The sequence below is a fragment of the Microbacterium sp. As-52 genome (genome assembly GCF_049949185.1).
GTDB classification, from domain to species: domain Bacteria; phylum Actinomycetota; class Actinomycetes; order Actinomycetales; family Microbacteriaceae; genus Microbacterium; species Microbacterium maritypicum_A.
Map to the genome: position 1 here is coordinate 2,745,604 of NZ_CP188171.1, position 23,626 is coordinate 2,769,229.

22 protein-coding genes and 1 other RNA gene are annotated in these 23,626 nt (G+C 69.3%); 20 read left to right on the forward strand and 3 right to left on the reverse strand.

Annotated elements, in window-relative coordinates; all coding sequences use genetic code 11:
• Positions 1-15 precede the first annotated feature (15 nt).
• From mpaB (ACLFA2_RS13290) to ACLFA2_RS13350, 13 genes are all read left to right on the forward strand, one after another.
• Positions 16-1,092 (forward strand): daptide biosynthesis RiPP recognition protein, encoded by a 1,077-nt coding sequence (gene mpaB / locus ACLFA2_RS13290; protein WP_036271504.1) that lies wholly within the window; start codon positions 16-18, stop codon positions 1,090-1,092.
• On the forward strand, positions 1,092-2,141 hold the full coding sequence (mpaB, locus tag ACLFA2_RS13295) for a daptide biosynthesis RiPP recognition protein (RefSeq protein WP_426622474.1): 1,050 nt from the start codon (positions 1,092-1,094) through the stop codon (positions 2,139-2,141). The genes mpaB (ACLFA2_RS13290) and mpaB (ACLFA2_RS13295) overlap by 1 nt, the downstream gene beginning before the upstream one ends.
• A complete protein-coding gene (gene mpaD, locus ACLFA2_RS13300) occupies positions 2,138-3,391 on the forward strand; it encodes a daptide-type RiPP biosynthesis aminotransferase (protein ID WP_426621443.1) in 1,254 nt (417 codons plus the stop codon). The genes mpaB (ACLFA2_RS13295) and mpaD overlap by 4 nt, the downstream gene beginning before the upstream one ends.
• Positions 3,388-4,575, forward strand: a complete 1,188-nt coding sequence (gene mpaC, locus ACLFA2_RS13305) for a daptide-type RiPP biosynthesis dehydogenase (RefSeq protein ID WP_426621444.1) — start codon at positions 3,388-3,390, stop codon at positions 4,573-4,575. Before mpaD ends, mpaC begins: the two co-directional genes overlap by 4 nt.
• The gene (gene mpaA1, locus ACLFA2_RS13310; protein WP_021199159.1) at positions 4,576-4,710 is read left to right on the forward strand and encodes an MpaA1 family daptide-type RiPP; all 135 of its coding nucleotides are present in this window, start codon (positions 4,576-4,578) and stop codon (positions 4,708-4,710) included. It begins immediately after the preceding gene.
• 37 nt (positions 4,711-4,747) lie between these two features.
• A complete protein-coding gene (gene mpaA2 / locus ACLFA2_RS13315) occupies positions 4,748-4,873 on the forward strand; it encodes an MpaA2 family daptide-type RiPP (RefSeq protein WP_269320225.1) in 126 nt (41 codons plus the stop codon).
• 40 nt (positions 4,874-4,913) lie between these two features.
• Positions 4,914-5,027 (forward strand): MpaA3 family daptide-type RiPP, encoded by a 114-nt coding sequence (gene mpaA3 / locus ACLFA2_RS13320; protein WP_021199157.1) that lies wholly within the window; start codon positions 4,914-4,916, stop codon positions 5,025-5,027.
• Between the two features lie 66 nt (positions 5,028-5,093).
• Positions 5,094-5,921 carry a daptide-type RiPP biosynthesis methyltransferase gene (gene mpaM, locus ACLFA2_RS13325; RefSeq protein WP_426621445.1) on the forward strand — a complete coding sequence of 276 codons (828 nt, stop codon included), beginning with the start codon at positions 5,094-5,096 and terminating at the stop codon, positions 5,919-5,921.
• Positions 5,908-7,644, forward strand: a complete 1,737-nt coding sequence (mpaP, locus tag ACLFA2_RS13330; RefSeq protein ID WP_426621446.1) for a daptide biosynthesis intramembrane metalloprotease — start codon at positions 5,908-5,910, stop codon at positions 7,642-7,644. The genes mpaM and mpaP overlap by 14 nt, the downstream gene beginning before the upstream one ends.
• Entirely contained in the window at positions 7,625-8,341 is a 717-nt protein-coding gene (locus ACLFA2_RS13335; protein ID WP_021199154.1) for an ATP-binding cassette domain-containing protein, read from the forward strand. Before mpaP ends, ACLFA2_RS13335 begins: the two co-directional genes overlap by 20 nt.
• Positions 8,338-9,066 carry an ABC transporter permease gene (locus ACLFA2_RS13340; protein WP_426621447.1) on the forward strand — a complete coding sequence of 243 codons (729 nt, stop codon included), beginning with the start codon at positions 8,338-8,340 and terminating at the stop codon, positions 9,064-9,066. The genes ACLFA2_RS13335 and ACLFA2_RS13340 overlap by 4 nt, the downstream gene beginning before the upstream one ends.
• Positions 9,063-9,809, forward strand: a complete 747-nt coding sequence (locus ACLFA2_RS13345; RefSeq protein ID WP_426621448.1) for a hypothetical protein — start codon at positions 9,063-9,065, stop codon at positions 9,807-9,809. The genes ACLFA2_RS13340 and ACLFA2_RS13345 overlap by 4 nt, the downstream gene beginning before the upstream one ends.
• Positions 9,810-9,818: 9 nt before the next feature.
• Positions 9,819-10,709 carry a rhodanese-related sulfurtransferase gene (locus tag ACLFA2_RS13350; RefSeq protein ID WP_021199151.1) on the forward strand — a complete coding sequence of 297 codons (891 nt, stop codon included), beginning with the start codon at positions 9,819-9,821 and terminating at the stop codon, positions 10,707-10,709.
• A gap of 4 nt (positions 10,710-10,713) precedes the next feature.
• Here ACLFA2_RS13350 and ACLFA2_RS13355 read toward each other — a convergent pair whose 3' ends face one another.
• Genes ACLFA2_RS13355 through ACLFA2_RS13365 form a run of 3 tightly spaced genes read right to left on the reverse strand, consistent with a single transcriptional unit; the run spans position 10,714 to position 15,159 of the window.
• Positions 10,714-12,981, reverse strand: a complete 2,268-nt coding sequence (locus ACLFA2_RS13355) for a transglutaminaseTgpA domain-containing protein (protein ID WP_426621449.1) — start codon at positions 12,979-12,981, stop codon at positions 10,714-10,716.
• The gene (locus tag ACLFA2_RS13360; protein ID WP_021199149.1) at positions 12,968-14,158 is read right to left on the reverse strand and encodes a DUF58 domain-containing protein; all 1,191 of its coding nucleotides are present in this window, start codon (positions 14,156-14,158) and stop codon (positions 12,968-12,970) included. The genes ACLFA2_RS13355 and ACLFA2_RS13360 overlap by 14 nt, the downstream gene beginning before the upstream one ends.
• A gap of 11 nt (positions 14,159-14,169) precedes the next feature.
• Positions 14,170-15,159, reverse strand: a complete 990-nt coding sequence (locus tag ACLFA2_RS13365; protein ID WP_021199148.1) for an AAA family ATPase — start codon at positions 15,157-15,159, stop codon at positions 14,170-14,172.
• Between the two features lie 143 nt (positions 15,160-15,302).
• On the opposite strand from ACLFA2_RS13365, the gene ffs reads away from it, so the two are divergent.
• The 7 genes from ffs (at position 15,303) to ACLFA2_RS13400 (ending at position 23,600) form a co-directional block, all read left to right on the forward strand.
• Positions 15,303-15,399: signal recognition particle sRNA small type (ffs, locus tag ACLFA2_RS13370), an RNA gene on the forward strand.
• A gap of 83 nt (positions 15,400-15,482) precedes the next feature.
• A complete protein-coding gene (locus ACLFA2_RS13375) occupies positions 15,483-16,094 on the forward strand; it encodes a rhomboid family intramembrane serine protease (RefSeq protein WP_426621450.1) in 612 nt (203 codons plus the stop codon).
• Positions 16,091-16,813: a hypothetical protein gene (locus ACLFA2_RS13380; protein ID WP_426621451.1), complete on the forward strand. Its 723-nt coding sequence runs from the start codon at positions 16,091-16,093 to the stop codon at positions 16,811-16,813. The genes ACLFA2_RS13375 and ACLFA2_RS13380 overlap by 4 nt, the downstream gene beginning before the upstream one ends.
• 65 nt (positions 16,814-16,878) lie before the next feature.
• On the forward strand, positions 16,879-19,011 hold the full coding sequence (pta, locus tag ACLFA2_RS13385) for a phosphate acetyltransferase (RefSeq protein ID WP_426621452.1): 2,133 nt from the start codon (positions 16,879-16,881) through the stop codon (positions 19,009-19,011).
• Positions 19,008-20,228, forward strand: a complete 1,221-nt coding sequence (locus ACLFA2_RS13390) for an acetate/propionate family kinase (RefSeq protein WP_136024961.1) — start codon at positions 19,008-19,010, stop codon at positions 20,226-20,228. The genes pta and ACLFA2_RS13390 overlap by 4 nt, the downstream gene beginning before the upstream one ends.
• Positions 20,229-20,340: 112 nt before the next feature.
• A complete protein-coding gene (locus ACLFA2_RS13395) occupies positions 20,341-21,099 on the forward strand; it encodes an HAD family hydrolase (protein WP_021199143.1) in 759 nt (252 codons plus the stop codon).
• Positions 21,096-23,600 carry a glycoside hydrolase family 65 protein gene (locus ACLFA2_RS13400; RefSeq protein WP_426621453.1) on the forward strand — a complete coding sequence of 835 codons (2,505 nt, stop codon included), beginning with the start codon at positions 21,096-21,098 and terminating at the stop codon, positions 23,598-23,600. The genes ACLFA2_RS13395 and ACLFA2_RS13400 overlap by 4 nt, the downstream gene beginning before the upstream one ends.
• The last annotated feature ends 26 nt before the right edge of the window (positions 23,601-23,626 follow it).

Genomic DNA, 23,626 nt, shown 5'->3' on the forward strand with positions numbered 1-23,626 from the left:
GTCCAGAGGGGGAGCATGGACGCGAGCTCGATCATGACGGCGAGAGACCGCCACCGCACCACGACGGCTTTCGAACAGTGCGTCAGCGGAAGACGGAACCTCGTCACGGGCGCCGTGTTCTTCGTCGAGGCGGGTGACCACGTCGGTGCGGTGCTGAGCCAGACCCGCCTCGACGACATCGTGTTCGCTCCCGCGGGCGGTGTCGTCATGAGCAGCGGCTCCCGGGTGATCCCCTACGACGGTGCTCTGCGCGAGCCCGGCGATCGGATCATGTTCGACGGCGGGCAGACGTTCGAACTCCGCGAGTACGTGGCGGCTCCCTTCCTTCCGATCGTCGGGCCCACTCTCTTCCGGCAGTGCAACGCCGCGGGCGTGGCCGCGTTCCTGAGCGATGCCGATACGGCGAAGGACTCCGGGATCTTCATCGATCCGCTGCTCAGCAGCACGGTTCTGCTCGACTCCCTGCCGTCATTCCTCGGCTCCGGCCGCGAGGGAGAGGCCCTGCCCCGCGTGCACGTCACCGCGGAAGGCGAGTACAGGGACGGGCCCGACGGGCTCCTGCTCGGCGAGGTGGGCGACGGGCGGGCAGACATCGAGGCCCGCGCAGGAGAAGGCGCCGGCCGAGGGCGGGCGTTCGCGCGCGTCGTCGACCGCGGGATGCTGGAGGCCGATCTCGACGACCGGCCGTGGTTCGCACGGTACATCGGCGCGATCGACCTGCTGCGTCGATGGGAGGGAGTTCCGAATCGCCCCGCCATCTCCGGCTTCGGCGGACACCTCGTGCGGGCTCTCGACGAACTCGCCGCGCTTCCGGGAGTCGTCTCACCACGCGTCCCGTACCTGCTGACGGGCGACGGCGAGGAGTGGATGCTGATCGATCCCGTGAGCCGGCGCGGGATCCGGCTCGGCATCGACAGCGCACGCGCGGCGGAATGCCTGATCGCGACGGCGGACGAGTCCGCGGCGGTCGGATTGCTGGCGGCCGAGCTCGGCAGGGGGACGAGCAGCGTCGCCTCCCTGGTGCAGGAGGTCCGATGCCGATTGGCGGTGGTCGGCCTCGATCCCGCCGCGGGCGGGCAGGCGGGACTGTGATGCACGACGGTGAGCGGATGGAAACAGGGGAAGTCAGCGGAGCGCGGGCACTCCGCGCATGGATCACCGGGCAGGGGGAGGAACACTCGCGAGTGTTCCTCCTCGAGAGCGGGGCTCCGGCAGCCGATGTCGCGAAGGTGGCGCGCGGCGACGACGTGGTCCTCCTGCCGGTGGAGAGTGGGATGTACGACGGTCTCGGCAGCGTGGTGCGCTACCGAGGCGCACTGCGAGAAGCGGGTGACGAGCTGTTCCTCGGCGAACACGGCGTCGAACTCCAGGACTATGTCGCTGCTGCGTTCGTCCAGATCGTCGGTCCCACCGTGGTGCGCTTCTTCGACGCATCCAGCGGGCAGGCCTTCCTCGAGGATGCCGAGCTCGCTCGCCGAACCGGGGTCTTTCCCTCGGCGTTGATCGACCCACGGGTGCTGCTCGCGGACCGCGACGCCCTGGACTGCCCGAGGGAGATGAAGACTCCGAAGGCGCTGCGGGTGGGTGCGGACGGCAGCGTCGGCATCGGCGTGCAGGGGCGGATCATCGGCACCGTCGACGACCTGCCGTCCGTTCTTGCGATCCCGCTGCCCCGGGCCGCGGCACTGGGAGAGGTCGCGGCGGGCGATGGGTTCGCCGCCGACCTCGCGAGCCGGGAGTGGATCGGACGCTACCTCAAGGCGACGGACCTCATGAAGATGCTCCGCGCAGAGAACGGCGCCGCCCGGGTCTCGGGATTCGGCTGGTTCCCGATCGACGACGACCTCTCGGATGCCGAACCGTTGACTGCGGATCCGTTTCTGCTCGAGACCGCCGCCGGTTTCATGCTCGCAGACACCGGGACCCTGCGCCGCCAGCTGCTCACGCCATCGACGGCCCGGGTCATCGCGGTGATACAGACGTCGAGCACGATCGAGATCGCCACCGAGCGCGTGGCCCGGCTGCGGGGCACATCGTCACCGGACGCGCGTGACCTGTGCCTGCAAGCCCGCACCGCTCTCAACGTCCACACGGGCCGGCGTACCGGATCCGCTGACGGGACGAACGGGGCCGAAGGATGACATCGCCGCACGCGCTGTGGACCTCGATGCTCCCCGCGGACTCGACCTTCGCACCGGAGCGCGTCGCCGTCGGCGCTGCCGGGAACCGGATCGAGTTCGCTGACGGATCCACACGTCTCTGCGCGACGAGCGGTCTCTGGAACGTCCCTCTCGGGTTCGGCAACCCGACGGTCGTCGAGGCCGTCAACAGGGCGAATCACGATGCCTCCTATCTCTCGCTGTTCCGCGCGCCCCATGAGTACGCGCAGCGCGCGGCCGAAGCGCTGATCGAGCTCGCGGACCCCGTCCGCTACCGCCGCGTCATCTTCTCGACCTCGGGAGGGGCGGCGAACGACGCGGCGATGAAGCTGGGCAGGCAGTACTGGGCGCAGAAGGGGCTCGCGTCCCGCTCGTTGATCGTGGGCCTGAAAGGCAGCTATCACGGCACGGCATACGGCAGTCACGCCCTGAGTGGGGACGACCTCCTCCAATCCGTCTACGCCGTCGACCGCCGGTCGGTGCGGCATGTATCCCACAGCGACGACGGCGAGGAGCTCGAACGGCTGCTGCAGCGGGAGGGGGCGCGCGTGGCATCGGTCGTCGTCGAACCCGTGCTGGGCAGCGGTGCCTACGCGCTGTCTGAGGCGTTCGTCCAGCGTCTGCTCGCACTGCGCGAGGAGTACGGCTTCCTGATCGTCGCCGATGAGGTCGCGACGGGCTTCGGCCGCACCGGGACGATGTTCGCCACCGACAGGTGGGCTGCGGCACCGGACATCCTCATCCTCTCGAAGGCGCTGACCAACGGGGCGATGGGTGCGGCGGCGCTCCTGGTGGGGGAACGGGTCGCCTCGGAGTTCGTGCGGGGCGGGTGGACGTTCGTACATGGCGAGACCCAGGCGGGGACGCCGGCTTGTGCGGCGGCGATCCTCGCCGTGATCGAGGAACTGCGCCGCATCGATGTGGAGTCGACCGCTCAGGCACTGGGCATCGACCTGCTTCGCCTCGCGGCCGAGTGGGAGGCGGACGGTGTGGTCGCGGAGATCACCGGACGCGGGTGCTTCATGGGACTCGGGCTCCGCCACGCGGACGAGAGCCCGCTCTCTGGGCCCGACATCCTTCGCGTCGTCTCCGCGATCGCGGACAACGGCGTCCTGGTGCAACCGGGCCCCAGCTCCATCGAGTTGATCCCGGCCTACGGATTCACTGCGGAGGAGCTTCTCGCCGTGGACGTGGCCATACGTGCAGGCCTGGCTCGGGGAGTGCAGGGATGACCGCGGAGTTCGGTCGACTTCCCACCCTGTGGCAGGGGGAAGGGGCCACCGGCCGGTTGACGAAGCACCTCACGGCCGACCGAGAGAGCCTCATGATCGTGGATTCGGCGGTACCGGTTGCCCTCCCGTCCGGGCGCCGGACCACGACGATCCAGATCGATGCGTCGTCGGTCGACGTCGCTGCAGTCGTCGAACTGGCCCGACAGATCGTGCGTCGATCGCCGAGCGTCATCGTCGCGGTCGGCGGCGGAACCGTTCTCGACGCCAGCAAGATCGCCGCGCTCGCTCTCGCTCGGGGGCGGGTGTTCGACTTCGCCATCGGGCATGCGTCGAGGTCGGCGCTGACTCTCCTTCCCCACGCATTGCCACCCGTCGACATCATCGCCGTGCCGACGACGCTCGGCACCTCGTCGGAGACCAACAGCGTCGGAGTGCTCAGGAACGACAGCGGATACCGGCTCATCGTCGGTCTTGCCCTGAGGCCTCGCCACGCGATCATCGATCCGGGCAATCTGGCTTCGCTGACGCACGCCGCCGTCCGGGAGGGAGCATTGGAAGCCTTCCTCCGGGTAGCGGGCGCCTCGACGAGCTCGCGGAGGAGCGCGCGGCAGAACCGAGACGCCGTCGCGCTCGGGAGAGCCGTCCTCGATTCCGCCACCCGTGACCCGGACTCACGCGGGGGAAGGATGCGTCTCGCTCGACTGAGCGCGGCGACCCAGCGCAGCGCGGCGCTGCGGGGGCCGGACCCCTACAGTGCGCGCCACTGGTATGCGGCGAACGAGATCGCTTTCATGCTGAGGATCCGCAAGATCGTCGCCACGGCGGCGGTCATCGCGGCGGTCTGGCGGCGGGTCTGTGCAGGGGACGTGCGCTGGGGAGACCGGGAGAGTCTCCAGGACTTCTGGGTGAACGTCGTGGGCGGGATGGCGTTACCGCTGGACCCGCCGACGGGCATCGAGGCCCTGATCGAACGGTGGGGAATCGAGCGTGCTCCGAGACCGAGCTCGGATGACATCGATCGCATCTCCGTCGCCACAGAGAGGGCGTGGGGAAGACGCCACCCGATGCTGCCGGGCCTCCTCGCAGACGACTTCCGTGACGTGCTCCACGACTCCCGGTGGAGTTCTGAGCTGGTCGGCCCTGATCGCCGACCTCCGATGTCTGTTGCGAAGGAGGTGAATTAGATGGGCGAGAAAGTCGAGAGCAGTATCCGGTTCCAGGAGCTGGAAACGATGGAGGCCCCCAGTTGGGAGAGCTTCTATCAGGGCGCGATAGGGGCGTTGGTCCTCATCGGGATCGGCGCAGCCGCGGCGACCTGATCCCTGGCACGCGCAGCGACACGGAAGGGAGGTGAAGATGCACACCGCAACGCCGACGCTCGAGTTCACGGAACTCGAGGCCATGGAAGCCCTGAACGACACCGACGACTACATCCGAGGATTCGCCGTGGGAGTCATCATCGGAATTCTCGCCCTGACATAGGGCGGCGACCGACAGCTCGAGAAGGAGGTGCAGATTGCAGATGACGTCTCTGGAGTTCACGGAACTCGAACAGATCGACGCACCGTTGGAATGGTGGGAGCACGCCAGCTACATCATTGCCATCATCGGCGGCGCGGCAGCGATCGCAACCTAATCCCCGGGGTGCGGGTGGAGCATGCCCGTCCGCACCCCACCGCTCCCGTTGAGAGGCGATGTGTGAATGTCCGGTTTGATCACCGAAGCAGTATCGGCGCGGCTCGAGACCGCGGGCGCGGTTCCCCGGGAGCTGGATCTGTACTCCGGGGAGGGCACCGACTTCTATGAGCGATTGGTCGGTACCGACCGTGCAGAGATTCGAGAGGTGCTGGCGCTCGCGAGGAAGACCGACGACCCCATCCTCGACATCGCCGCGGGCGGCGGGAGGTTGACGGTTCCGCTGGTGAGAACGGGAAGAGAGGTCACCGCGATCGATCTCTCCGACGACATGCTCTCCCACCTGCGTCGAGCGCTTCCTGCGCGATCGACGGTGGAGTGCGTCGTGGCGGACATGCGCGACTTCTCCCTGGGGCGGCGATACGGTCTCGTGATCATCGGTGCCACATCCATCACGTTGCTCGATCGTGTGGGCCGCTCGCTCCTGTACGGAAGTGTGCGTCGTCACCTCGCCACCGGAGGCGTGTTCGCCTTCACCGTCGCGGGAGGCGCGGCGGCGCAGAGCCTGGCGGTGTCGAGAACGCAGGAGATCGGCGTCCCCGGTCCGCAGGGCGAAGAGACCTACCTCTTCGCGCAGCAGATGGAAGACGGCGGAGCGGCGCGAGTGGTCAACTGGGTGCGCGTCGCCGACATCGCGGCCGGCCTCGAAGCGACGGTGCTCACGAGCCGCCTACAGGTGCTCGGCCATGACGTCCTCGCCGGGGAGCTCGTCGACGCGGGCTTCGCGGCACCTGCCGTGTCGCCCGTCCGCACCGACCGCGGGGTGGAGATCCTCCTGCTCACGACGTCGTGGGCGGGATCCTCGGGAACGGTGGACGACGATGCCACCGGCTGACTCCCCGCGTCGACGCGGCTCCCGCGCGAGGGTTCGGCTCTCTGCCGATGCATGCCCGAGCCTCGCCTCCGGTGTCGCTTTCGAGGAAGGGGCCGACGACAGGGCATGGATAGCGACGATCCACGGAGTGCCGTCGTCGAGGGTGTCCCGGTCGGTCGCCGACCTGCTCTCGGCGATGAACGGCGAGACCGCGCTCCGCGACCTGCACCTGCGCTTCGCCGCATCCGAATCGCTGGAGGACTTCCTCGACCTCGCCGAGCGCTTCCGCGCCAGTGGACTCCTGAGAGGCGACGCGATCCTCCCGCCCGGGCGGCTGACCTACCGCCCGCCATTCACCCTGCAGATCGCGACGCTCCGTGCTCCCGCCCTCTTCCGGCGCGTGGACCATGTGATCGTCCGACTGCCGGCTCGGGTGGTCCTGGCATCGGTGGTGGTGCTGCTCGGCGGAGGGCTCGTGGCCGCCATCGTTCAGGCGCGGGACCTGCTGAGCGTCCTGACCACGCCGATGCCCTTGACCGGCCTGCTGATCCTGATCGCGGTGCTCTCGCTCGCGACGCTGCTCCATGAGGCCGCCCATGGACTCACCCTCGCCCGCTTCGGCGGGAGCCCCCGTCGTGCCGGCTTCATGCTCTTCTACCTCACCCCCGCGTTCTTCGTGGACGTGACCGACGGCTGGCGCCTCCCGAAGAGATCGCAACGCGTGGCGATCGCGTTGGCCGGCCCCGCAGTGCATGCGGTCATCGCCGCCGTCGCGCTCCTCGCCGCTCTCGCGCTTCCGCAGCCGGAGACCGACAGGGCGATGCTGCTGCTCGCTCTCTCCTGCATCGCCGTCGTCATTGTCAACCTGATCCCGTTCGTGCGGTTCGACGGGTACATCGCACTCATGAGCGCGCTCGACGAGCCGAACCTCCGGGGACGCGCCATCCGCGACGCCTCGAACTTCCTCACCCGATTCCTGTTCGGCGGTCGGCGGATCGGCAGAGCCCTGGACACCGCGTGGAGCGTTCCGTTCGGCCTCGCCAGTCTTGCCGCCCCGGTCGTGATGGTCGTGTTCGCCGTCGCACGCACCGCTCAAGCGCTCGCCGGAGGAGGACCGGTCCTCGGCCTGCTGGTGGTCGCGTTGGAAGCCGTCGTCGTCCTCGTCGGTGTGGCTCTGCTGGCGAAAGCCCTGCGGCGAGTCCTCCGCTCGGGTGTCTCCCGGCTCCGGTTCGTGTGCGTCGGGGCGGTGGTGGTCGCGAGCATCGTGACCGCCGGAGCCCTCATCCGCGTACCCGTCACCGACACGCTCGGCTTCTCCGTAGACGGGGGCCGGGTGATGCTCCTTCGCGCAGGAGCAGGAGCAGGAGCAGGAGCAGGCGCAGGCGCCGACACCGAGGCGGAGGTGCCGGCGGGCGCCCCGGTCGTGTTGATGAGCAGTGGCATCGTCGCGAACGTGCCGGTGGGAGAGGGCACAGTCAGGCCGCTGCCTCCGACGCCGACGACGGTGCCACTCGACGCGCTGTTTCCCGTGACCGCGGATGGGGTGGCGATACCTGCGGTGGTCGTCGCCGAGGTGCTCGTCGCCGGGAAGAGCGACGGCCTGCCCCCGACGGGGCAGGCGCGGGTCGAGCTCGGTGAGACGGACCTGTGGCAGGCGCTCTGGGCGAGAGGCGTGATGCTGCCGCTGACAGCGCTTCAGGGCGAGAGAGAAGAAGAGGAAGAGAATGAGCGACCACGCGATTGAAGTCCGAGGACTCACGAAGAGGTACGGGCGCCGAACGGCCGTCGAGGAACTGTCGTTCGACGTGCCGCGGGGGACGGTCGTCGGACTCCTCGGCCCGAACGGGGCGGGAAAGTCGACGACGCTGCGGGCACTGGTGGGGTTGATCACTCCGACCAGTGGCGACAGCGTCATCGACGGTGCGCCGTTCTCCGCGCTCGACAACCCTGCATCGCACGTGGGCGTTCATATGGACGGGTTCGGCTTCGAGCTGGGCATCACAGCGAGAAGGCACCTGGAGATCTCCCGCCTCGCGGCCGGCGCACCCCGGGGCCGTGTCGACGAGGTGCTCCAGGAGGTGGGGCTCGCAGCGGATGCCGACCGTCGCGTGAAGACGTTCTCGACGGGGATGGCACAGAGGCTCGGGTTGGCGACCGCTCTTGTGGGGTCACCCCGGACGCTCATCCTCGACGAGCCGGCGAACGGGCTCGACCCCGACGGCATCCGGTGGCTACGCCGGTTCCTGCGGAGCTTCGCCGAGCGCGGCGGCACCGTGCTGGTCGCCAGCCATCAGCTGGCGGAACTCGAGCAATTCGTGGACGAGGTCGTCGTGATCAAGCGCCGTGCACTCTTCGCGGGGCGGTTGCACGACCTCGTCACGGACGACGGCGACTCCCTCGAGAGCAAGTACTTCGATCTCGTGGGAGAAGCGGCAGCATGAGGAACGCGATCCGCAGCGAAGCGCTGCGTGCAGTGAGCGGACTCTCCGTCCTGCCGGTCTATCTCGTGGCCCTGCTCATGCCGGTATTCGTGCTCGTCTCCGACGGTTCCCGCTTCGAGTTCGCCGGTGTCGATCCCGGCACGGCCACCGCGCGCCTGCTGGAGCCGCTCGCGTGGTCGGTCGTCTCCGCGGCGTTCGTCGGTGCGTACTCCGTCACGCGGGAGTACTACTACGGCTCGATGGACAGAACGCTCACCGGGGTCGGCTTCCGTCGCGCCTTCGGGGGAAAGCTCGTCGCGGCGGTGTTGGCCGCCGTCGTGCTGTCGGTGTGCATCTTCGTCCTCTGGACAGGGGGCATCTCCGTGATCCTGATCCGGAACGGACTGGCGCTCGCTCTCACACCGGAGTCGTGGCAGCTGTATGCCGGCGCGCTGGCCGGCACGGTCCTCGGTGCACTGATCGGAGTGTCCGTCGGCTGGATCACCCGCAACTACTACCTGACGGCAGGTATCGTCCTCATCTTTCCGATGGTCGTGGAGCTCGCACTCGTGCGCACGGCGCCGGAGGTGGCGAAGTTCTCGCCCGGATTGGCACTCGCCGCGCTGGGTGTTCCCGGCTACCAGGGGCGACTGCTCGAGTTCGCGCCCGCACTCGGCGTCGGGCTCGTCTGGGCCGCAGCTCTCGTCGTGATCGCCTGGTTCAGGGGACGTCGGGGAGCCGCGTGATCGGCCGGGCGCTTCGCGCGCAGGCGCGCAGCTTCGCCGGTGACGTGGTCCTCCTCGGGATGGTGGCAGCGGCGCTGCTGATGTCGCTCGCCGTGGCGACGAGTATTCCGCCCGACCTCGCGGAGGCCCCGGCGGGCGTCCGATCCGTGTTCGCCGAGTCCTTCACCGTCGTGCTCGCGACGTACGGAGCGGTGCTCGCGGCGGTCTACGGCTCCTTCCGATACACGATCGACCGCCGGGACGGTGTCATCGCGCAACGTCTGATGATGCTGCCCCGGTGGACGATCTTCGTCGCCAGGATGCCGACCGCCGCTCTGGGAGGGGCGATCGTGGCGCTCACCGTCGTCGTCGTCGGGCAGATCGCGCTGAACGTGTCCCGGGGCGGTGCGACCCTCGATGGAGCGACTGTGGCATCGACTCTCGCCCTCGGGGCGGTCGCCGGATTCTGGGGGATGGGGCTGGGAGTCGTCGTACAGGTTCATCTCGTCGCTCTCTTCGTGGTGTCGATGTCGATGGGCGGGGCGCTGCTTCTCACGATGTTCTGGAGCTCCGGCGCCGGCTATCTCCCGCCCTTCGTGATGCTCCGAGCCCTCGGATTCGACGTGTCAGCCATGGGCATCCCGCCGAACGATCTTCTCGAGAGATCCCTGGCGCTCTGGGCGACTGCAGGCTGGGTGCTCGCCGCGCTCCTCGCCGGGGGAGCGGCTTTCATGAAGCGTGATGTCGGCGCGGAGACGACGTAGGATCCCTAGGTGGCAACACCCAAGATCGTCCTCTTCTACGCCTTCACTCCTCTTGCCGATCCCGATGCCATCCGCGTCTGGCAGCGAGACCTCGGTGAGGCGCTCGGACTGCGCGGACGTCTGCTCATCTCGAAGGACGGCATCAACGGCACCCTCGGCGGAGACATCGGCGCGCTGAAGAAATGGCTGCGCTCGTTCCGCTCGTACCGTCCGTTCGCCGACGCCGACATCAAATGGAGCGAGGGGACCGGTGTGGACGCCGAGGGACGCAGCCTCGACTTCCCCAAGCTCAGCGTCAAGGTGCGCGACGAGATCGTGTCGTTCGGTGCGCCGGGTGAGCTCCGCGTCGACGAGAACGGCGTCGTCGGCGGCGGCACGCGTCTGACGCCCGAAGAACTGCACGGTCTGATCGACGAACGTGGCGACGATGTGGTGTTCTTCGACGGTCGGAACGCGCTCGAAGCGCAGATCGGACGCTTCCGTGGCGCGGTCGTCCCCGACACCGAGACGACCAGGGATTTCGTCGAGCTTCTCGATTCGGGCGTCTACGACGACCTCAAGGGCAAGCCCGTGGTCACGTACTGCACCGGCGGCATCCGCTGCGAGGTGCTGTCGAGTCTGATGACCGCCCGCGGGTTCGGTGAGGTCTACCAGCTCGAGGGCGGCATCGTCCGATACGGCGAGAAGTACGGCGACGACGGCCTGTGGGACGGATCGCTCTACGTCTTCGACGGCCGGGGCTCCGTGGACTTCTCCGACCATGCCGCGGTCATCGGAGAATGCGTCGGATGCGGGGCGGCGACCAAGCGCACCGCGAACTGCCCCGATCTCTCGTGCCGATCGCAGTTCGTGGTGTGCGAGGAGTGCGGCGCTGTGCCCTGCACCTCCCACGCCGCCTGACGGGTCAGATCGTCACACCGGGCTCGGCGGCTCTCGGGGCGTAAAGGGAACGCGGCATCAGCACGGCCCGCACCCTGGTGGCCCGATCGGCGCTCTGCCGCAGGCTCGTGAGAACGTCGCCCAACGGCTCTGCGAGATCGTCGGATGCATCGACGGAGCGGGCGTAGTTCGAGCGCTCGACCGCATCGGTGAGGTGTCGTATCGCCTCGGCCCCCACGCCGTTCTGCCGCACCAGTCCTGCCGCGCGCGTGCGTGGCGTGTCGGCGTCGGACACCGGGATCTGCAGGTCGATCAGGGTGTCCCGGAGTTCCGCCCATGCCGCAGCGGAATCTCCTCGACGTGCCCTGTTCAGCCGCGCTCGGCGTTCCACGAGCCGGATCAGTGCGGGAAGCAGGAGCAGCACGACGATGCCGACGGCTGTGAAGACCACCGGCGTCGGGTCGAGGCGGCGCAGGTCGTCGCCGCTGGCCGCGTCGCCGCCGGCATCGTTGCGGTCGATCTCGGGACCCGAGGTCTGCTCGGCCTGCGGTGCCGTGGTCGGGGCCGGGGCGGACGGGCTTCCGGCACCTCCACCCTGAGTCGCTCCGGGGCGGAAGGCGGTGGGCACACCCAGAGACGCGGTGGGCTCGAACGGAACCCATCCGATACCGGGGAACAGCACCTCCGGCCAGGAGTGCAGCCGGTCGCTGGTCACGGAGAACACCGACTCGCTGCCGCGCTTCTCGTCGGTCAGCGAACCGGGAAGGTATCCGACGACGATGCGCACCTGCATGCCCAGGCTCTCCGCCATCAACGCGAACGCCCCCGCGAAATGGACGCAGTATCCCGACCGCGCCTCGAGGAACTCCGCGACGGCTTCCGCCCCGGTGCCGTCGAAGCCTTCCTCCACCGGGGTCTCCAGCGAGTAGGCGAACTGCGAGCGGAACCAGTTCTGCAGCGCGATGAGCCGGTCGTAGTCGGTGCTCGCCGCCGCGGTCACGTCTTCCGCGAGCTCACCGATGATCCCGGGGAGCTCGACCGGTTCGGCATCGGGATCGACGACGGGGGCGGCGGCATCGATCGCGCGGATCTGCTCGAGGGTGGGGATCAATCTCGACGACGTGACCGTGTAGTCGTTCCCGACGGCGTCCGCGCCGCGGGAGTACAGCGTGCGATTCTCGGGGGCGATCCTCCAGGCATTGCTGAGTCCCTGCACAGCGGTGGCGGGATAGGGCACCGGGAGCCAGGAACTCGACATCCGCAGCACGCGGATGGAGGTGTTCTGTTCTTCCGTCGCGATGTCCTCGCCCCATTCCGGGGGGCCGAATCCGTCGTTCTGCGCCTGCAGGTCGCCGTCGTCTGGCTGCCAGACGCGGCCGTCGAAGCGCGAGAGCGTGGTCAGACGCAGGTACGGTGCCGTGTCGCCTTTCGCGGCAACGGTGAGGACTTCGACCGGATTGGGCTGGCGCAGGTCGTCTCCGAGACGCAGCGAGGCGTCGACCGTGACGCCGACCCCGTTGCCGGCGAGGCTCGCGGTGACGGGCATCATCGGGGCGATGGCCACTGTCGTCGCCAGCGCGGCGGCTCCGAGCGCGACGGCCAACGACGTCGACGAGCGGCGCGGGGATTCCGGATGCCGGCGTGCGGTGTAGCGGAGGAGGAGCAGGGCGACCACGCCGAAGAGCAGGAACCAGGCCACGTTCGTGTCGCCGAGCGTGACGATCATCGGCACGGCGCCGATGACGCCGGTCAAGAGGACGGCCAGCACGGCCGAACGATGCGCGACGAGATGGTCGAGGAGGATCGCGACGACCGCGAAGCCGATGCCCATCACCGCCGCGAGGCCGGGGGAGGGATCCAACGGCGCGGATCCGAACACCACGGCCTCGACGGCGGAGGCCCCGAGCACGCCGAACAGCGTCAGCGTCGCCGATGTCGGGACGATCCCGAAGATGGCGGTGTCGCCGGCCACGAGCAGCGTCACGACGGCGATGGCGACCACGATCTGCACGGCGAAGGTGACGATGTCCTGCGCCCACGCCGCTCGTCGCCGCAGCAGGTGTCGCGTCAGCATCCCGGTGCCCGCCACGGCGACGATCACGGCGATCACGGTGAAGGACCACGCCCCGGGGCCGATCACCGAGGTGAACGGCCACATCGCCGTGAGCGCCGCCGTCGCCGCGAGTGCGCCGGGGCCGACGAAGCCGGCCGGCTCCTCGTGGTCGCGGTGCCAGAAGGCCGGCCTGCGCGTGGCGACGGTCGGCGCCGGCGGGGCCTGCTCAGCGCGGAACATCGCCGACCCCGATCCGGGCCGAGACGGCGTCTTCCCACGCCGCGGGGATGTCGTCCCCGAGCGGGGCCACCGTCCATCCATGGCGGACGGAGGCCTCGGTGGCGCCGGGGAGCAGCTCTGTGCTGAACAGCATCGGTGCAGCGGCACCTGCTGAACGCAGCAGGGCCGCATCCTCCTCGTCGAGGCGGCCCGTGATGTAGACGAGCGGACCGGGCGGGGTGCCGCCGACGAGCGCCATCAGGTCACGGCTCTCTCCGCGCGGGGTGACCGTCGCGAGCGCAGCGAGCAGACCGTCGCGATCGTCTTCATGCCCGCGAAGCGCGCCGAGCAGCGTTCCTGCGCTGTCGAGAACGTCGACGCTGTACCCCTCCGATGCGAGGTGCACGGCCGCGGAGGCGCACAGGGAGACCGCTGCTTCGAAGGCGGGATCCTCGTCGGTGCCCGGTGCGTCCCAACGGCGCCCGCTGCGGTCGAGCACGACCACTGCGTCGGGGCTGGACTCCTCCTCTTCCTGACGCACCATCAACTGACCGCGATGCGCGGTCGCCCGCCAGTGGATACGGCGCATCGAGTCGCCCGGGATGTATCCGCGGGGCGAGAGGTTGTCGCTTCCCTGCCCGAGCCGGGTGGAGGAGGTGTGGGCGGTGCCGCCGGCGGCACCGACACGCACGGCCAGCGGGGCGAGCGCGAACACCTCGGGAACGACCGTCACGCTCCTCGTCTCGCCGAATGCCTGCTCGCGCTGCGCCAGACCGAACGGGTCGACTGTGCGCAGCATCAGCGGCCCGAGGGGCCAGACGCCGCGTCGAACACCGGTGATGAGGTACGTCAGCTGGCCGGTCTCGGGGGGATACTCACCGCCGGAGTCTCCGGAGACCGCGTCGGGGAGCACATCGTGCCAGAGCCCCCGCGGCACCCGGATCGCTCGCAGCGAGAACCGCACCGTCACTCGTGACGTCTCGGACACGGTCAGCAGATCGGTCGAGATCTGGCGGGTGACCGTTCCGGATCGTCGTGGCAATCGCACCGCGATGAGGGAGAAGAGCGTGACGGCCGCGAGCAGCACGCCGATGTAGAGCAGGACGCGCGTGCCGAGGAGGTTCGCGGCGATCATGCAGCCGAGCGCGGCGACGAGCGCTCCGGCACCGCGGCCGGTGAGGGATCGACGTCTTCGCATGATGAGGTCTGTCAGGAACGCGTCGCGACGGGGACACGCACCCGCTCGACGATCTGGGTGAGGGCGGCCTCGACCGGCTGCGCGCCGGCGCGATGTGCGCCCCTGGCCGGGAGCAGGCGGTGCGCCAGCACAGGGATGAGCAGCGCGGTGATGTCGTCGGGGATCACGTACTCGCGTCCGTCGAGAGCAGCCCACACCTTCGCGGCCCTGACCAGCTGCAGGGTGGCCCGAGGGCTCGCACCGAGATGCAGGTTCGGGTCGGAGCGGGTGGCTTGGGCGAGCGCGACAGCGTACTCCTCGAGCGCGGGGGCCACGTGCACCGAGCGCGCCCAGGCGATGAGGTGGGCGATGGACGCCGCGTCGGCGACGGGCGACACGGCCGCGAGGGGGCTGACGACATCACGCTGGCGCAGCATGAGAGCCTCGGCGGCGGCATCCGGATACCCCATCGAGATCCGCATCATGAACCGATCGCGCTGCGCTTCGGGCAGGGCGTAGGTCCCCTCCATCTCCAGCGGGTTCTGGGTCGCGACGACCAGGAACGGCTGGGGCAGCAGGTGCGTAGAGCCGTCGACGGTGACCTGCCCCTCCTCCATCGCCTCCAGCAGAGCGGACTGCGTCTTGGGGGAGGAGCGGTTGATCTCGTCGGCGATCACGATGTGCGCGAACACCGCGCCGCGCTTGAATTCGAATTCGCGATCCACGGGGTTGTAGACGGACACCCCCGTGACGTCGCCGGGCAGCAGATCGGGCGTGAACTGGATGCGGCGCACCGTCGCATCCACGCTCGCGGCGAGGGCCCTGGCGAGCATGGTCTTGCCGACCCCTGGAACGTCTTCGATCAGCAGGTGCCCCTCGGCGAGGAGGCATACGAGAGCGCTGCGCACCGCGTCCGGCTTGCCGTCGATGACCTGGCCGATCGAGCCGAGGATCGCAGACGTCTGTGCGGCGAACCTCTCGGCATCCATCGATACCGGGGTCAGGGGGGCGTTCTCTGGCATGCGTTCCCTCTCACGTCGGCGCTGCGGTGCGCGTGACTCGATCGTAACCCTGCACGGGGTGCGCCGCTCTGGCAGGTTCCCCTGAGGATGCACGTGGAGACGTGCGCGGTTCGGACCATCGCGCCGGTCGGGTTAGGATGGTTGACGGCTCTCCGCGTGGCGGCATCCAGGCCAATTCCCCCAGGGCGGAAACGCAGCAAGGGTAACCGGGCTCTGCTGGGTGCGCGGAGAGTCATTTTCTTTGTGCGGGCGTCTCGTTCGTGTGCGGGCGTCTCGCCCCGGGCGCACAGCCCTCTCGTGGCTGCACCTGCGACAATCGTCCGGTGACCGTCACCCCGCCGCCGCAGACGCAGCATCCGCTCGGCCGATTCGCCTCGCCGGTGCTGCTGCTCGTCGCGATGTGGGTCGTGCAGTTCGCCGACGCGATCCTCCCCGGCTCGTTCACCGGATTCGGGCTGCGGTCCTGGGACGTCTCCGGACTCGGCGGCATCGTGCTCGGGCCGCTCCTGCACGCGAACTGGCAGCATCTCATCGCGAACTCCGTCCCGTTCCTGGTGCTCGGCTGTCTCGTCGCGGTCGAGGGCACGCGACGGTTCTGGACCGTCACCGCGATCGTCGCCGTCGTCGGGGGCATCGGCACCTGGGTGTTCAACGCTCCCGGCACTCTGACGGTCGGGGCGTCGGGGCTGGTCTTCGGCTACTTCGGGTATGTCGTGATGCGGGTGTTCGCCCCCGGCCGTGTGGCGCACCGCATCCTGTACGCCGTGATCGCGATCGTCGTGATCGTGCTGTACGGCGGCTCGATGCTGGCGGGCGTCTTCGGTGTGGCCGACGGCATCTCCTGGCAGGGGCATCTGTTCGGGGCCATCGGAGGTGGCATCGCCGCCCTCGCCGGTCGCCGGCCGCGAACCGCCGGCGGAGCCCTCGCGCCATGAGCGCCGCACCGGCATCGCGGGCCGGACGCAGGCCGGCGACGAAGAAGCCGGCAACCAGAGGCACGCGCACGAAGAGCACGACGAACACCAAGAAGACCAGGAAACGCCGCGGTCCCGGCGCGCGACGGCAGGCGGCGAATCGCCTGCGCCGGCGGAAGATCCTGCAGCGCATCCTGATCTCCGGGGGCGCCGTCGTCGTCGCCGTCGGTCTGTTCGTGCTCATCCCCCTGGGGCTCGCGCGCGATCCCGCGCCGATCTGCATCGACCGCCCGCAGACGTTTCCTGCGGAGGGCATCGAGGGATGGAGTGGTGAGCAGCTCGAGAACGCGGCGACCATCATCCGCACCGCCGCGGTTCTCGGCTACGCGCGTGAGGGGCAGATCCTCGGGGTGATGACGGCGATGGGGGAGAGCAGCCTGCGCAACATCGACTACGGCGACTGGGAGACGCGCGGATTCACCAACCCCAATGGAACCCGGACGACCAGCATCGGACTCTTCCAGCAGCAGGAGTGGTGGGGAAGCGTGGAGCAGCGGATGGATCCGGCGACCGCGACGACGCTGTTCTTCGATCGCCTCGGACGGCTCCCGGACTGGCAGACGATGGAGCCCTCCCACGCGATCCACCGGGTGCAGATCAACACCGACCGCGACTACTACTCGCGGTTCCAGGCGGATGCCACGGCGGTCGTCGATGCGATGTCCGGACCGTGCGAGTGACGTCGCGGCATTTGACCCGGTGAGACGCTCGGTGCGTTCATGGATGCCGCGCCTAAGCTGAAGTCGTGGCGCAGAGCATCTACATCACCTCGGCCGAAGGCCATACCGGAAAGTCGACGATCGCCCTCGGGGCGCTCGACGCTCTGATGCGCGTCTCGCCGCGGGTGGGCGTGTTCCGTCCGATCGCCCGCTCGGTCACCGCGCGCGACGAGATCCTCGAACTGATGCTCGCGCACGACGGGGTGAACCTCGACTACGAGGACTGCATCGGCGTCACCTACGACGATGTGAGGGCCGACCCGGAGGGCGCCCTGTCGACCATCGTCGCGCGGTTCAAGGCGGTCGAGGCCCAGTGCGATGCCGTCGTCGTCATCGGCAGCGACTACACCGATGTGGCCAGCCCTGCGGAGCTCGGTTTCAACGCCAGGATCGCCGCCAACCTCGGAGCCCCGGTGCTCCTCGTTCTCAGCGGTCGCGACCAGCAGCGCCAGGCCGAGCAGTTGGGCACCACCACGGCGCGGTCGGCCGCCGCGATCGCGCAGATCGCGGCGCTCGCCCTGTCCGAGTTGACGGAGGAGCGGGCGGAGCTGTTCGCCGTCGCGGTCAACCGCGCCGACCCGGAGGCGCTCGACGCCATCATCGAGGCGGTGCATGCCGCGCTCCCCGCGGAGAGCACGCCGGTATGGGCGATCCCCGAGGACCGTGCTCTCGTCGCGCCGTCGATCCGAGGCATCCTCGCGGCCGTCGACGGCACGCTGCTCAAGGGCGACGACGATCGTCTCACGAGGGAGGCGCTGACGATCGTCGTCGCGGGCATGTCGATGGTGAACGTGCTGCCCCGACTGACCGAGGAGGCGGTCGTGGTGATCCCCGCCGACCGCACCGAGGTGCTGCTGGCTGCGCTGCTCGCCGATTCGTCCGGCACCTTCCCCCGCATCGCCGGCATCATCCTGAACGGGCCGTTCCCACTGCCGGAGCCGATCGTGCGACTGCTCGACGGCTTTGCCTCGTCGGTGCCGATCATCACGACGGATCTCGGCACCTATGACACGGCGGTGCGCGTGATGAGCACCCGCGGACGCATCTCCGCCGATTCGCGCAGCCGCTATGACCGTGCGCTCGGCCTCTTCCAGGCGCATGTCGACATCGCCGAGCTCACCGAGCAGCTCGGTCTCGCCGAGGCTCACGTGGTGACGCCGCTGATGTTCCAGTACGGACTCATCGAACGCGCACGCGGGGACCGCCGCCGCATCGTGCTGCCGGAGGGGGACGACGATCGCATCCTGCGCGCCGCGGCCACGCTGCTCGCGAGAGAGGTCGCCGACCTGACGATCCTCGGCGACGAGGCAAGCATCCGCGCCCGCGCCGTCGAACTCGGCATCGACATCACGGCGGCCCAGGTGCTCAGCCCGACTGATCCCGAGCTGGTCGAGCGTTTCGCCGCGGAGTACGCCCGACTACGGGCCCACAAGGGCATCACGCTCGCCCAGGCGGCGGACACGGTGACCGACGTGTCGTACTTCGGCACGATGATGGTGCACCTCGGCCTCGCCGACGGGATGGTGTCGGGCGCCGCGCACACCACCGCTCACACGATCCGCCCGTCCTTCGAGATCATCAAGACCAAGCCGGGAGTGAACGTGGTCTCCAGCGTGTTCCTGATGGCGCTCGCCGACCGCGTGCTCGTCTACGGCGACTGCGCCGTGATCCCCGACCCGACCAGCGAGCAGCTCGCCGACATCGCGATCTCCTCCGCGACGACCGCCCGGCAGTTCGGCATCGATCCGCGCGTGGCGATGCTGTCGTACTCGACGGGGGAGTCCGGATCCGGTGCGGACGTCGACAAGGTGCGCGCCGCCACCGCCCTCGTGCGCGAACGGGCGCCCGAGCTCCCGGTCGAGGGGCCGATCCAGTACGACGCCGCCGCGGATGCGGCGGTGGCCAAGGCCAAGCTCCCCGGCTCCGCTGTGGCCGGACGGGCGACCGTGTTCGTCTTCCCCGACCTGAACACCGGCAACAACACCTACAAGGCCGTGCAGCGCTCAGCCGGCGCCGTCGCGATCGGCCCGGTGCTGCAGGGGCTCAACAAGCCGATCAACGACCTCTCCCGCGGTGCGCTCGTCGACGATATCGTCAACACGGTGGCGATCACGGCGATCCAGGCGCAGGGAGCCGAGCAGGCGGGAGAGGCGGCATGAGCGCCATCCTGGTCATCAACAGCGGCTCCTCCTCGTTGAAGTACAGCCTGATCGACATCGAGCAGGAGAATCTGCTCGCGAGCGGGCTGATCGAGCGCATCGGTCAGGAGATCAGCCCGGTCGCGCACACGGTGCGCCCCGCGGTCGACGGCGACGCCGTGCCGACCATGCTCGACGCCACCTACCGCAGTGAGAGGCCGATCGCCGATCACGCCGCCGCCTTCGAGGTGATGCGCGAGCAGTTCGTCACGCACGGTCCCTCACTCGACGAGCATCGCCCCGTCGCTGTCGGGCACCGCGTGGTCCACGGCGGCGCCCGCTTCTACGCCCCCACGCTGATCGATGCCGACGTGGAGCGGCAGATCGACGAGCTCGCGGTGCTCGCACCGTTGCACAACCCCGCGAACCTCGCCGGCATCCTCGCCGCGCGCGCCGTGTTCGACGGCGTTCCGCACGTCGCGGTGTTCGACACGGCCTTCCATCAGACGCTCCCTCCCGCCGCCTACACCTACGCGATCGATGCGGCGCTCGCCGCGGAGCACCGGGTGCGCCGCTACGGCTTCCACGGCACGAGTCACCAGTACGTCAGCGAGTCCGCCGCCGCGTTCCTCGGTCGTGACCTCGGGGATCTCCGGCAGCTGGTGTTCCACCTCGGCAACGGGGCCTCGGTGACCGCGATCGACGGCGGCCGCTCGGTGGAGACCTCGATGGGGCTCACCCCTCTCGAGGGGCTCGTCATGGGCACGCGCTCGGGCGACATCGATCCGGCCGCGCTCGTGCACCTGTCGCGCCGCGCCGGGCTGTCGATCGACGACCTCGATTCTCTGCTGAACACCCGCAGCGGACTCGCCGGTCTCGCCGGGCGCAGCGACATGCGCGACATCCTCGCGGGCGTCGAGGCAGGGGAGGACGCGGCGATGCTCGCGTTCGACGTGTACGTGCACCGGCTGCGCGCCTACGCCGGCGCCTACATCGCACAGCTGGGGGGAGTGGACGTCATCTCCTTCACCGCCGGCGTGGGCGAGAACGCCGCGCCGGTGCGTGCCGGTGCGATGGCGACGCTCGGCTTCGCCGGTGTGGAGATCGACCCCGCCAGGAATGCGGCACGAGAGCGCGGCATCCGCCGGATCTCCACGGATGCCTCTCCGGTGACGGTCCTCGTCGTGCCGACCGACGAGGAGCTGCAGATCGCGCGGCAGACGGCGGAGCTGCTCTGATCGCTGCGCCGATCCTCCCGCAGGGGTTACCCCGCGGTGCGCGACCGCATTACGCTTGCACAGTGGCACGGAGAGGTGCCGGCCCGACGATCGCCCTTCTCCTGGAGGCTCTGTGCCTGAAGCACTGCCCGACCTGTTCCACGCCGACGGCGTGCTCTTCGACCTCGACGGCGTGCTCACCCCGACGGCCGAGGTGCACATGCGCGCCTGGAAGGCCGTGTTCGACGATGTGTTCGCGCGATGGGGGATCACTCCGCCGTACACCGATGCCGACTACTACGACTACGTCGACGGCAAGAAGCGCTACGACGGCGTCGCGAGCCTGATGCACAGTCGCAACGTCGAGCTGCCGTGGGGCGACGTCGACGACGACCCCTCGGCCGAGACCGTGTGCGGTATCGGCAACCGCAAGAACGCCGCGTTCGCCGCATCGCTGCGCGGCCAGGGGATCGCGCCGTATCCCGGCTCGCTCGCACTCGTCGAGAGCCTGCATTCCGCCGGAGTCCCGCTCGGCGTGGTGTCGAGCTCCAAGAACGCCGAAGAGGTCCTGGGGGCCGCGGGCCTGCGCTCCTTCTTCCGGATCGTCGTCGACGGCGTCGTGGCCGAACGCGACGGACTCGCCTCCAAACCCGCCGCCGACATGTTCGCCGCCGGTGCCGTCGCCCTCGGGATCGACCCCGCCCGTGCGGTCGCCGTGGAGGACGCCACGTCCGGCGCCGCCTCCGCTGCCGCGGCCGGCTTCGCAACCGTGGTCGGCGTCGACCGTGGCACGGGTGCCGACGCCTTGCGCGCGGCCGGTGCCACCGTCGTGGTCGACGACCTCGCCGTCCTCCTTCCCTCTTCCCGCACCGACATCCCGGAGACCGCATGATCGACCGCGACCGCTTCCCCGTCGACCCGTGGCGTCTGATCGACACTCACTACTCGGAGGAGGGCGTCGGAGAGACGCTGTTCTCCGTCGGCAACGGCTATCTCGGCCTGCGCGGCAACCACATCGAGGGTCGCGGCGCGCAGGAGCACGGCACGTTCATCAACGGTCTGCACGAGACCTGGCCGATCCGTCACGCCGAGCAGGCCTACGGCTTCGCAGAGGTCGGGCAGACGATCGTCAACGCGCCGGATGCCAAGGTCATGCGCGTGTACGTCGACGATGAGCCGGTCTCGCTGGACGACGCCGATGTGCGCGAGTACCGGCGCACACTCGACCTGCGCACCGGCGTGCTGGAGCGCCACGTGGTCTGGGAGACGCCCTCGGGCAAGCGCGTGCGCATGCGCGACGAGCGCATCGTCAGCTTCGAGGAGCGGCACCTCGCGGTCCTGCGGCTCGAGGTCGTGGTGGAGAACGCCGACGCGCCCGTGACGATCAGCTGCCAGCTGCTCAACAGGCAGGACGGTGCGGGCGTCTACGCGGGCACACCGATCGGCACGAAGGCCGCGGCGTTCGACCCCCGCAAGGCCGAGAAGATCGCCGACCGCGTGCTGGAGCCGGCCGAGCACTGGCAGGACGGGCTGCGATCCGCGCTCTCCTATCGTGTCGCCGATTCGGGCATGACCGTCGCCGTGGTCGCCGATCACGTCGTCGAGACCGAGAACGAGTACAACGCCCGCACGCTGGTGGAACCGGACATCGCCAAGAACGTGTTCCGTGTGCAGGCGAAGGCCGGCGTGCCGATCACCTTGACCAAGCTCGTCAGCTACCACACGTCGCGAGGCGTGCCCCCGCGCGAGCTCGTCGACCGCTGCCGTCGCTCGCTCGACCGGGCGGCGGACGAGGGCGTCGAGACCGTGTTCCGTCGGCAGCGGGAATGGCTCGACGCGTTCTGGGAGCGCAGCGACGTGCAGATCGGCGGGCGCGACGACCTGCAGCAGGCCACCCGCTGGTGCCTGTTCCAGCTCGCCCAGGCCTCGGCGCGTGCCGACGGCGCCGGAGTCCCCGCCAAGGGCGTCTCCGGCTCGGGATACAGCGGGCACTACTTCTGGGACACCGAGATCTACGTGCTCCCGTTCCTCACATACACCTCGCCACGCTGGGCGTACAACGCGCTGCGCGCCCGTGTGCGCATGCTCCCGGCCGCACGTCGTCGGGCCGCGCAGCTCAACGAGGCGGGGGCGCTCTTCCCCTGGCGCACGATCAACGGTGAGGAGGCCTCGGCCTACTACGCGGCCGGCACGGCGCAGTACCACATCAACGCCGACATCAGCTTCGCCCTGGGCAAGTACGTGCGTGCGACGGGGGACGAGGAGTTCCTGCGTCGGGAAGGCGCCGACATCGCGATCGAGACCGCCCGGTTGTGGGCGACTCTCGGCTTCTGGCGTGCCTCCCGGTTGATCGAAGGCATGCCGGGGGAGGGGACCGAGACGTTCCACATCCACGGCGTCACCGGCCCCGACGAGTACACGACGGTCGTGAACGACAACCTCTACACGAACGTCATGGCGCGCTACAACCTCCGCTACGCGGCCAAGATCGTGCGCGAGATCAGGGAGAGCTATCCCGAGGACTACGTGAAGCTGGTCGACCGCACCGGCCTCGGCCCCGGCGAGGCCGAAGCCTGGGATCGCGCCGCAGAGGCCATGTACATCCCCTACAGCGAGGGACTCGGCATCCACCCGCAGGATTCGCTGTTCCTCGAGCGTGAGGTGTGGGACCTCGCCAATACGCCCGCCGATCAGCGTCCGCTCCTGCTGCACTTCCACCCCCTCGTGATCTACCGGTTCCAGGTGCTCAAGCAGGCCGACGTCGTGCTGGCGCTCTTCCTGCAGGGCAATCACTTCACGCCAGAGGAGAAGAAGGCGGACTTCGACTACTACGACCCGCTGACCACCGGCGACTCGACTCTCTCGGCCGTCGTGCAGTCGATCCTCGCCGCCGAGGTGGGGTATCAGGACCTCGCGCAGAAGTACTTCGAGCAGTCGCTGTTCGTCGACCTGCACGACCTGCACCACAACGCGGCGGACGGCGTGCACGTCGCTTCCGCCGGCGGGGTGTGGACGGCTCTGGTGTGCGGTTTCGGCGGGATGCGCGACTATGCCGGCGAACTGAGCTTCGACCCGCGGCTTCCGGCGAGCTGGCCGTCGCTGTCGTTCCCGCTGCAGTGGCAGGGATCGACGCTGCACGTGACGGTGACCGCGGCCGAGCTGCGCGTGCAGGTGAGGAACGGACCCCCCGTTCCCTTCAGCGTGCGAGAGACCGCGTACATCGCGACCGTCGACGACGAGGTCGTCGTGCCGCTCGCGGATCAGGGTCCCCTGCTCCCCGGTCGTCCGACGCTCCGACAGTTCGCCGACGCTCGACGCGAGGACGGCACGCGCATGTCGGCATCCGTTCCCGTGATCACGACGACGATCCCGGTGATCGAGACGATCGACTGATGCTCGGGCCCGCCGAAGGTCGGTGG

What these genes read in the sequence shown, in the direction of transcription:
- mpaP (WP_426621446.1), top strand. Translation starts at nt 5,908, where the DNA reads ATGCCACCGGCTGACTCCCCGCGTCGACGCGGCTCCCGCGCGAGGGTT.
- mpaA1 (WP_021199159.1), top strand. Translation starts at nt 4,576, where the DNA reads ATGGGCGAGAAAGTCGAGAGCAGTATCCGGTTCCAGGAGCTGGAAACG.
- ACLFA2_RS13365 (WP_021199148.1), bottom strand. Translation starts at nt 15,159, where the DNA reads ATGCCAGAGAACGCCCCCCTGACCCCGGTATCGATGGATGCCGAGAGG.
- mpaB (WP_036271504.1), top strand. Translation starts at nt 16, where the DNA reads ATGGACGCGAGCTCGATCATGACGGCGAGAGACCGCCACCGCACCACG.
- mpaM (WP_426621445.1), top strand. Translation starts at nt 5,094, where the DNA reads ATGTCCGGTTTGATCACCGAAGCAGTATCGGCGCGGCTCGAGACCGCG.
- mpaA3 (WP_021199157.1), top strand. Translation starts at nt 4,914, where the DNA reads ATGACGTCTCTGGAGTTCACGGAACTCGAACAGATCGACGCACCGTTG.
- mpaA2 (WP_269320225.1), top strand. Translation starts at nt 4,748, where the DNA reads ATGCACACCGCAACGCCGACGCTCGAGTTCACGGAACTCGAGGCCATG.
- mpaC (WP_426621444.1), top strand. Translation starts at nt 3,388, where the DNA reads ATGACCGCGGAGTTCGGTCGACTTCCCACCCTGTGGCAGGGGGAAGGG.
- ACLFA2_RS13380 (WP_426621451.1), top strand. Translation starts at nt 16,091, where the DNA reads ATGAGCGCCGCACCGGCATCGCGGGCCGGACGCAGGCCGGCGACGAAG.
- ACLFA2_RS13360 (WP_021199149.1), bottom strand. Translation starts at nt 14,158, where the DNA reads ATGCGAAGACGTCGATCCCTCACCGGCCGCGGTGCCGGAGCGCTCGTC.
- ACLFA2_RS13400 (WP_426621453.1), top strand. Translation starts at nt 21,096, where the DNA reads ATGATCGACCGCGACCGCTTCCCCGTCGACCCGTGGCGTCTGATCGAC.
- ACLFA2_RS13340 (WP_426621447.1), top strand. Translation starts at nt 8,338, where the DNA reads ATGAGGAACGCGATCCGCAGCGAAGCGCTGCGTGCAGTGAGCGGACTC.
- ACLFA2_RS13390 (WP_136024961.1), top strand. Translation starts at nt 19,008, where the DNA reads ATGAGCGCCATCCTGGTCATCAACAGCGGCTCCTCCTCGTTGAAGTAC.
- mpaB (WP_426622474.1), top strand. Translation starts at nt 1,092, where the DNA reads ATGCACGACGGTGAGCGGATGGAAACAGGGGAAGTCAGCGGAGCGCGG.
- mpaD (WP_426621443.1), top strand. Translation starts at nt 2,138, where the DNA reads ATGACATCGCCGCACGCGCTGTGGACCTCGATGCTCCCCGCGGACTCG.
- ACLFA2_RS13335 (WP_021199154.1), top strand. Translation starts at nt 7,625, where the DNA reads ATGAGCGACCACGCGATTGAAGTCCGAGGACTCACGAAGAGGTACGGG.
- ACLFA2_RS13355 (WP_426621449.1), bottom strand. Translation starts at nt 12,981, where the DNA reads ATGTTCCGCGCTGAGCAGGCCCCGCCGGCGCCGACCGTCGCCACGCGC.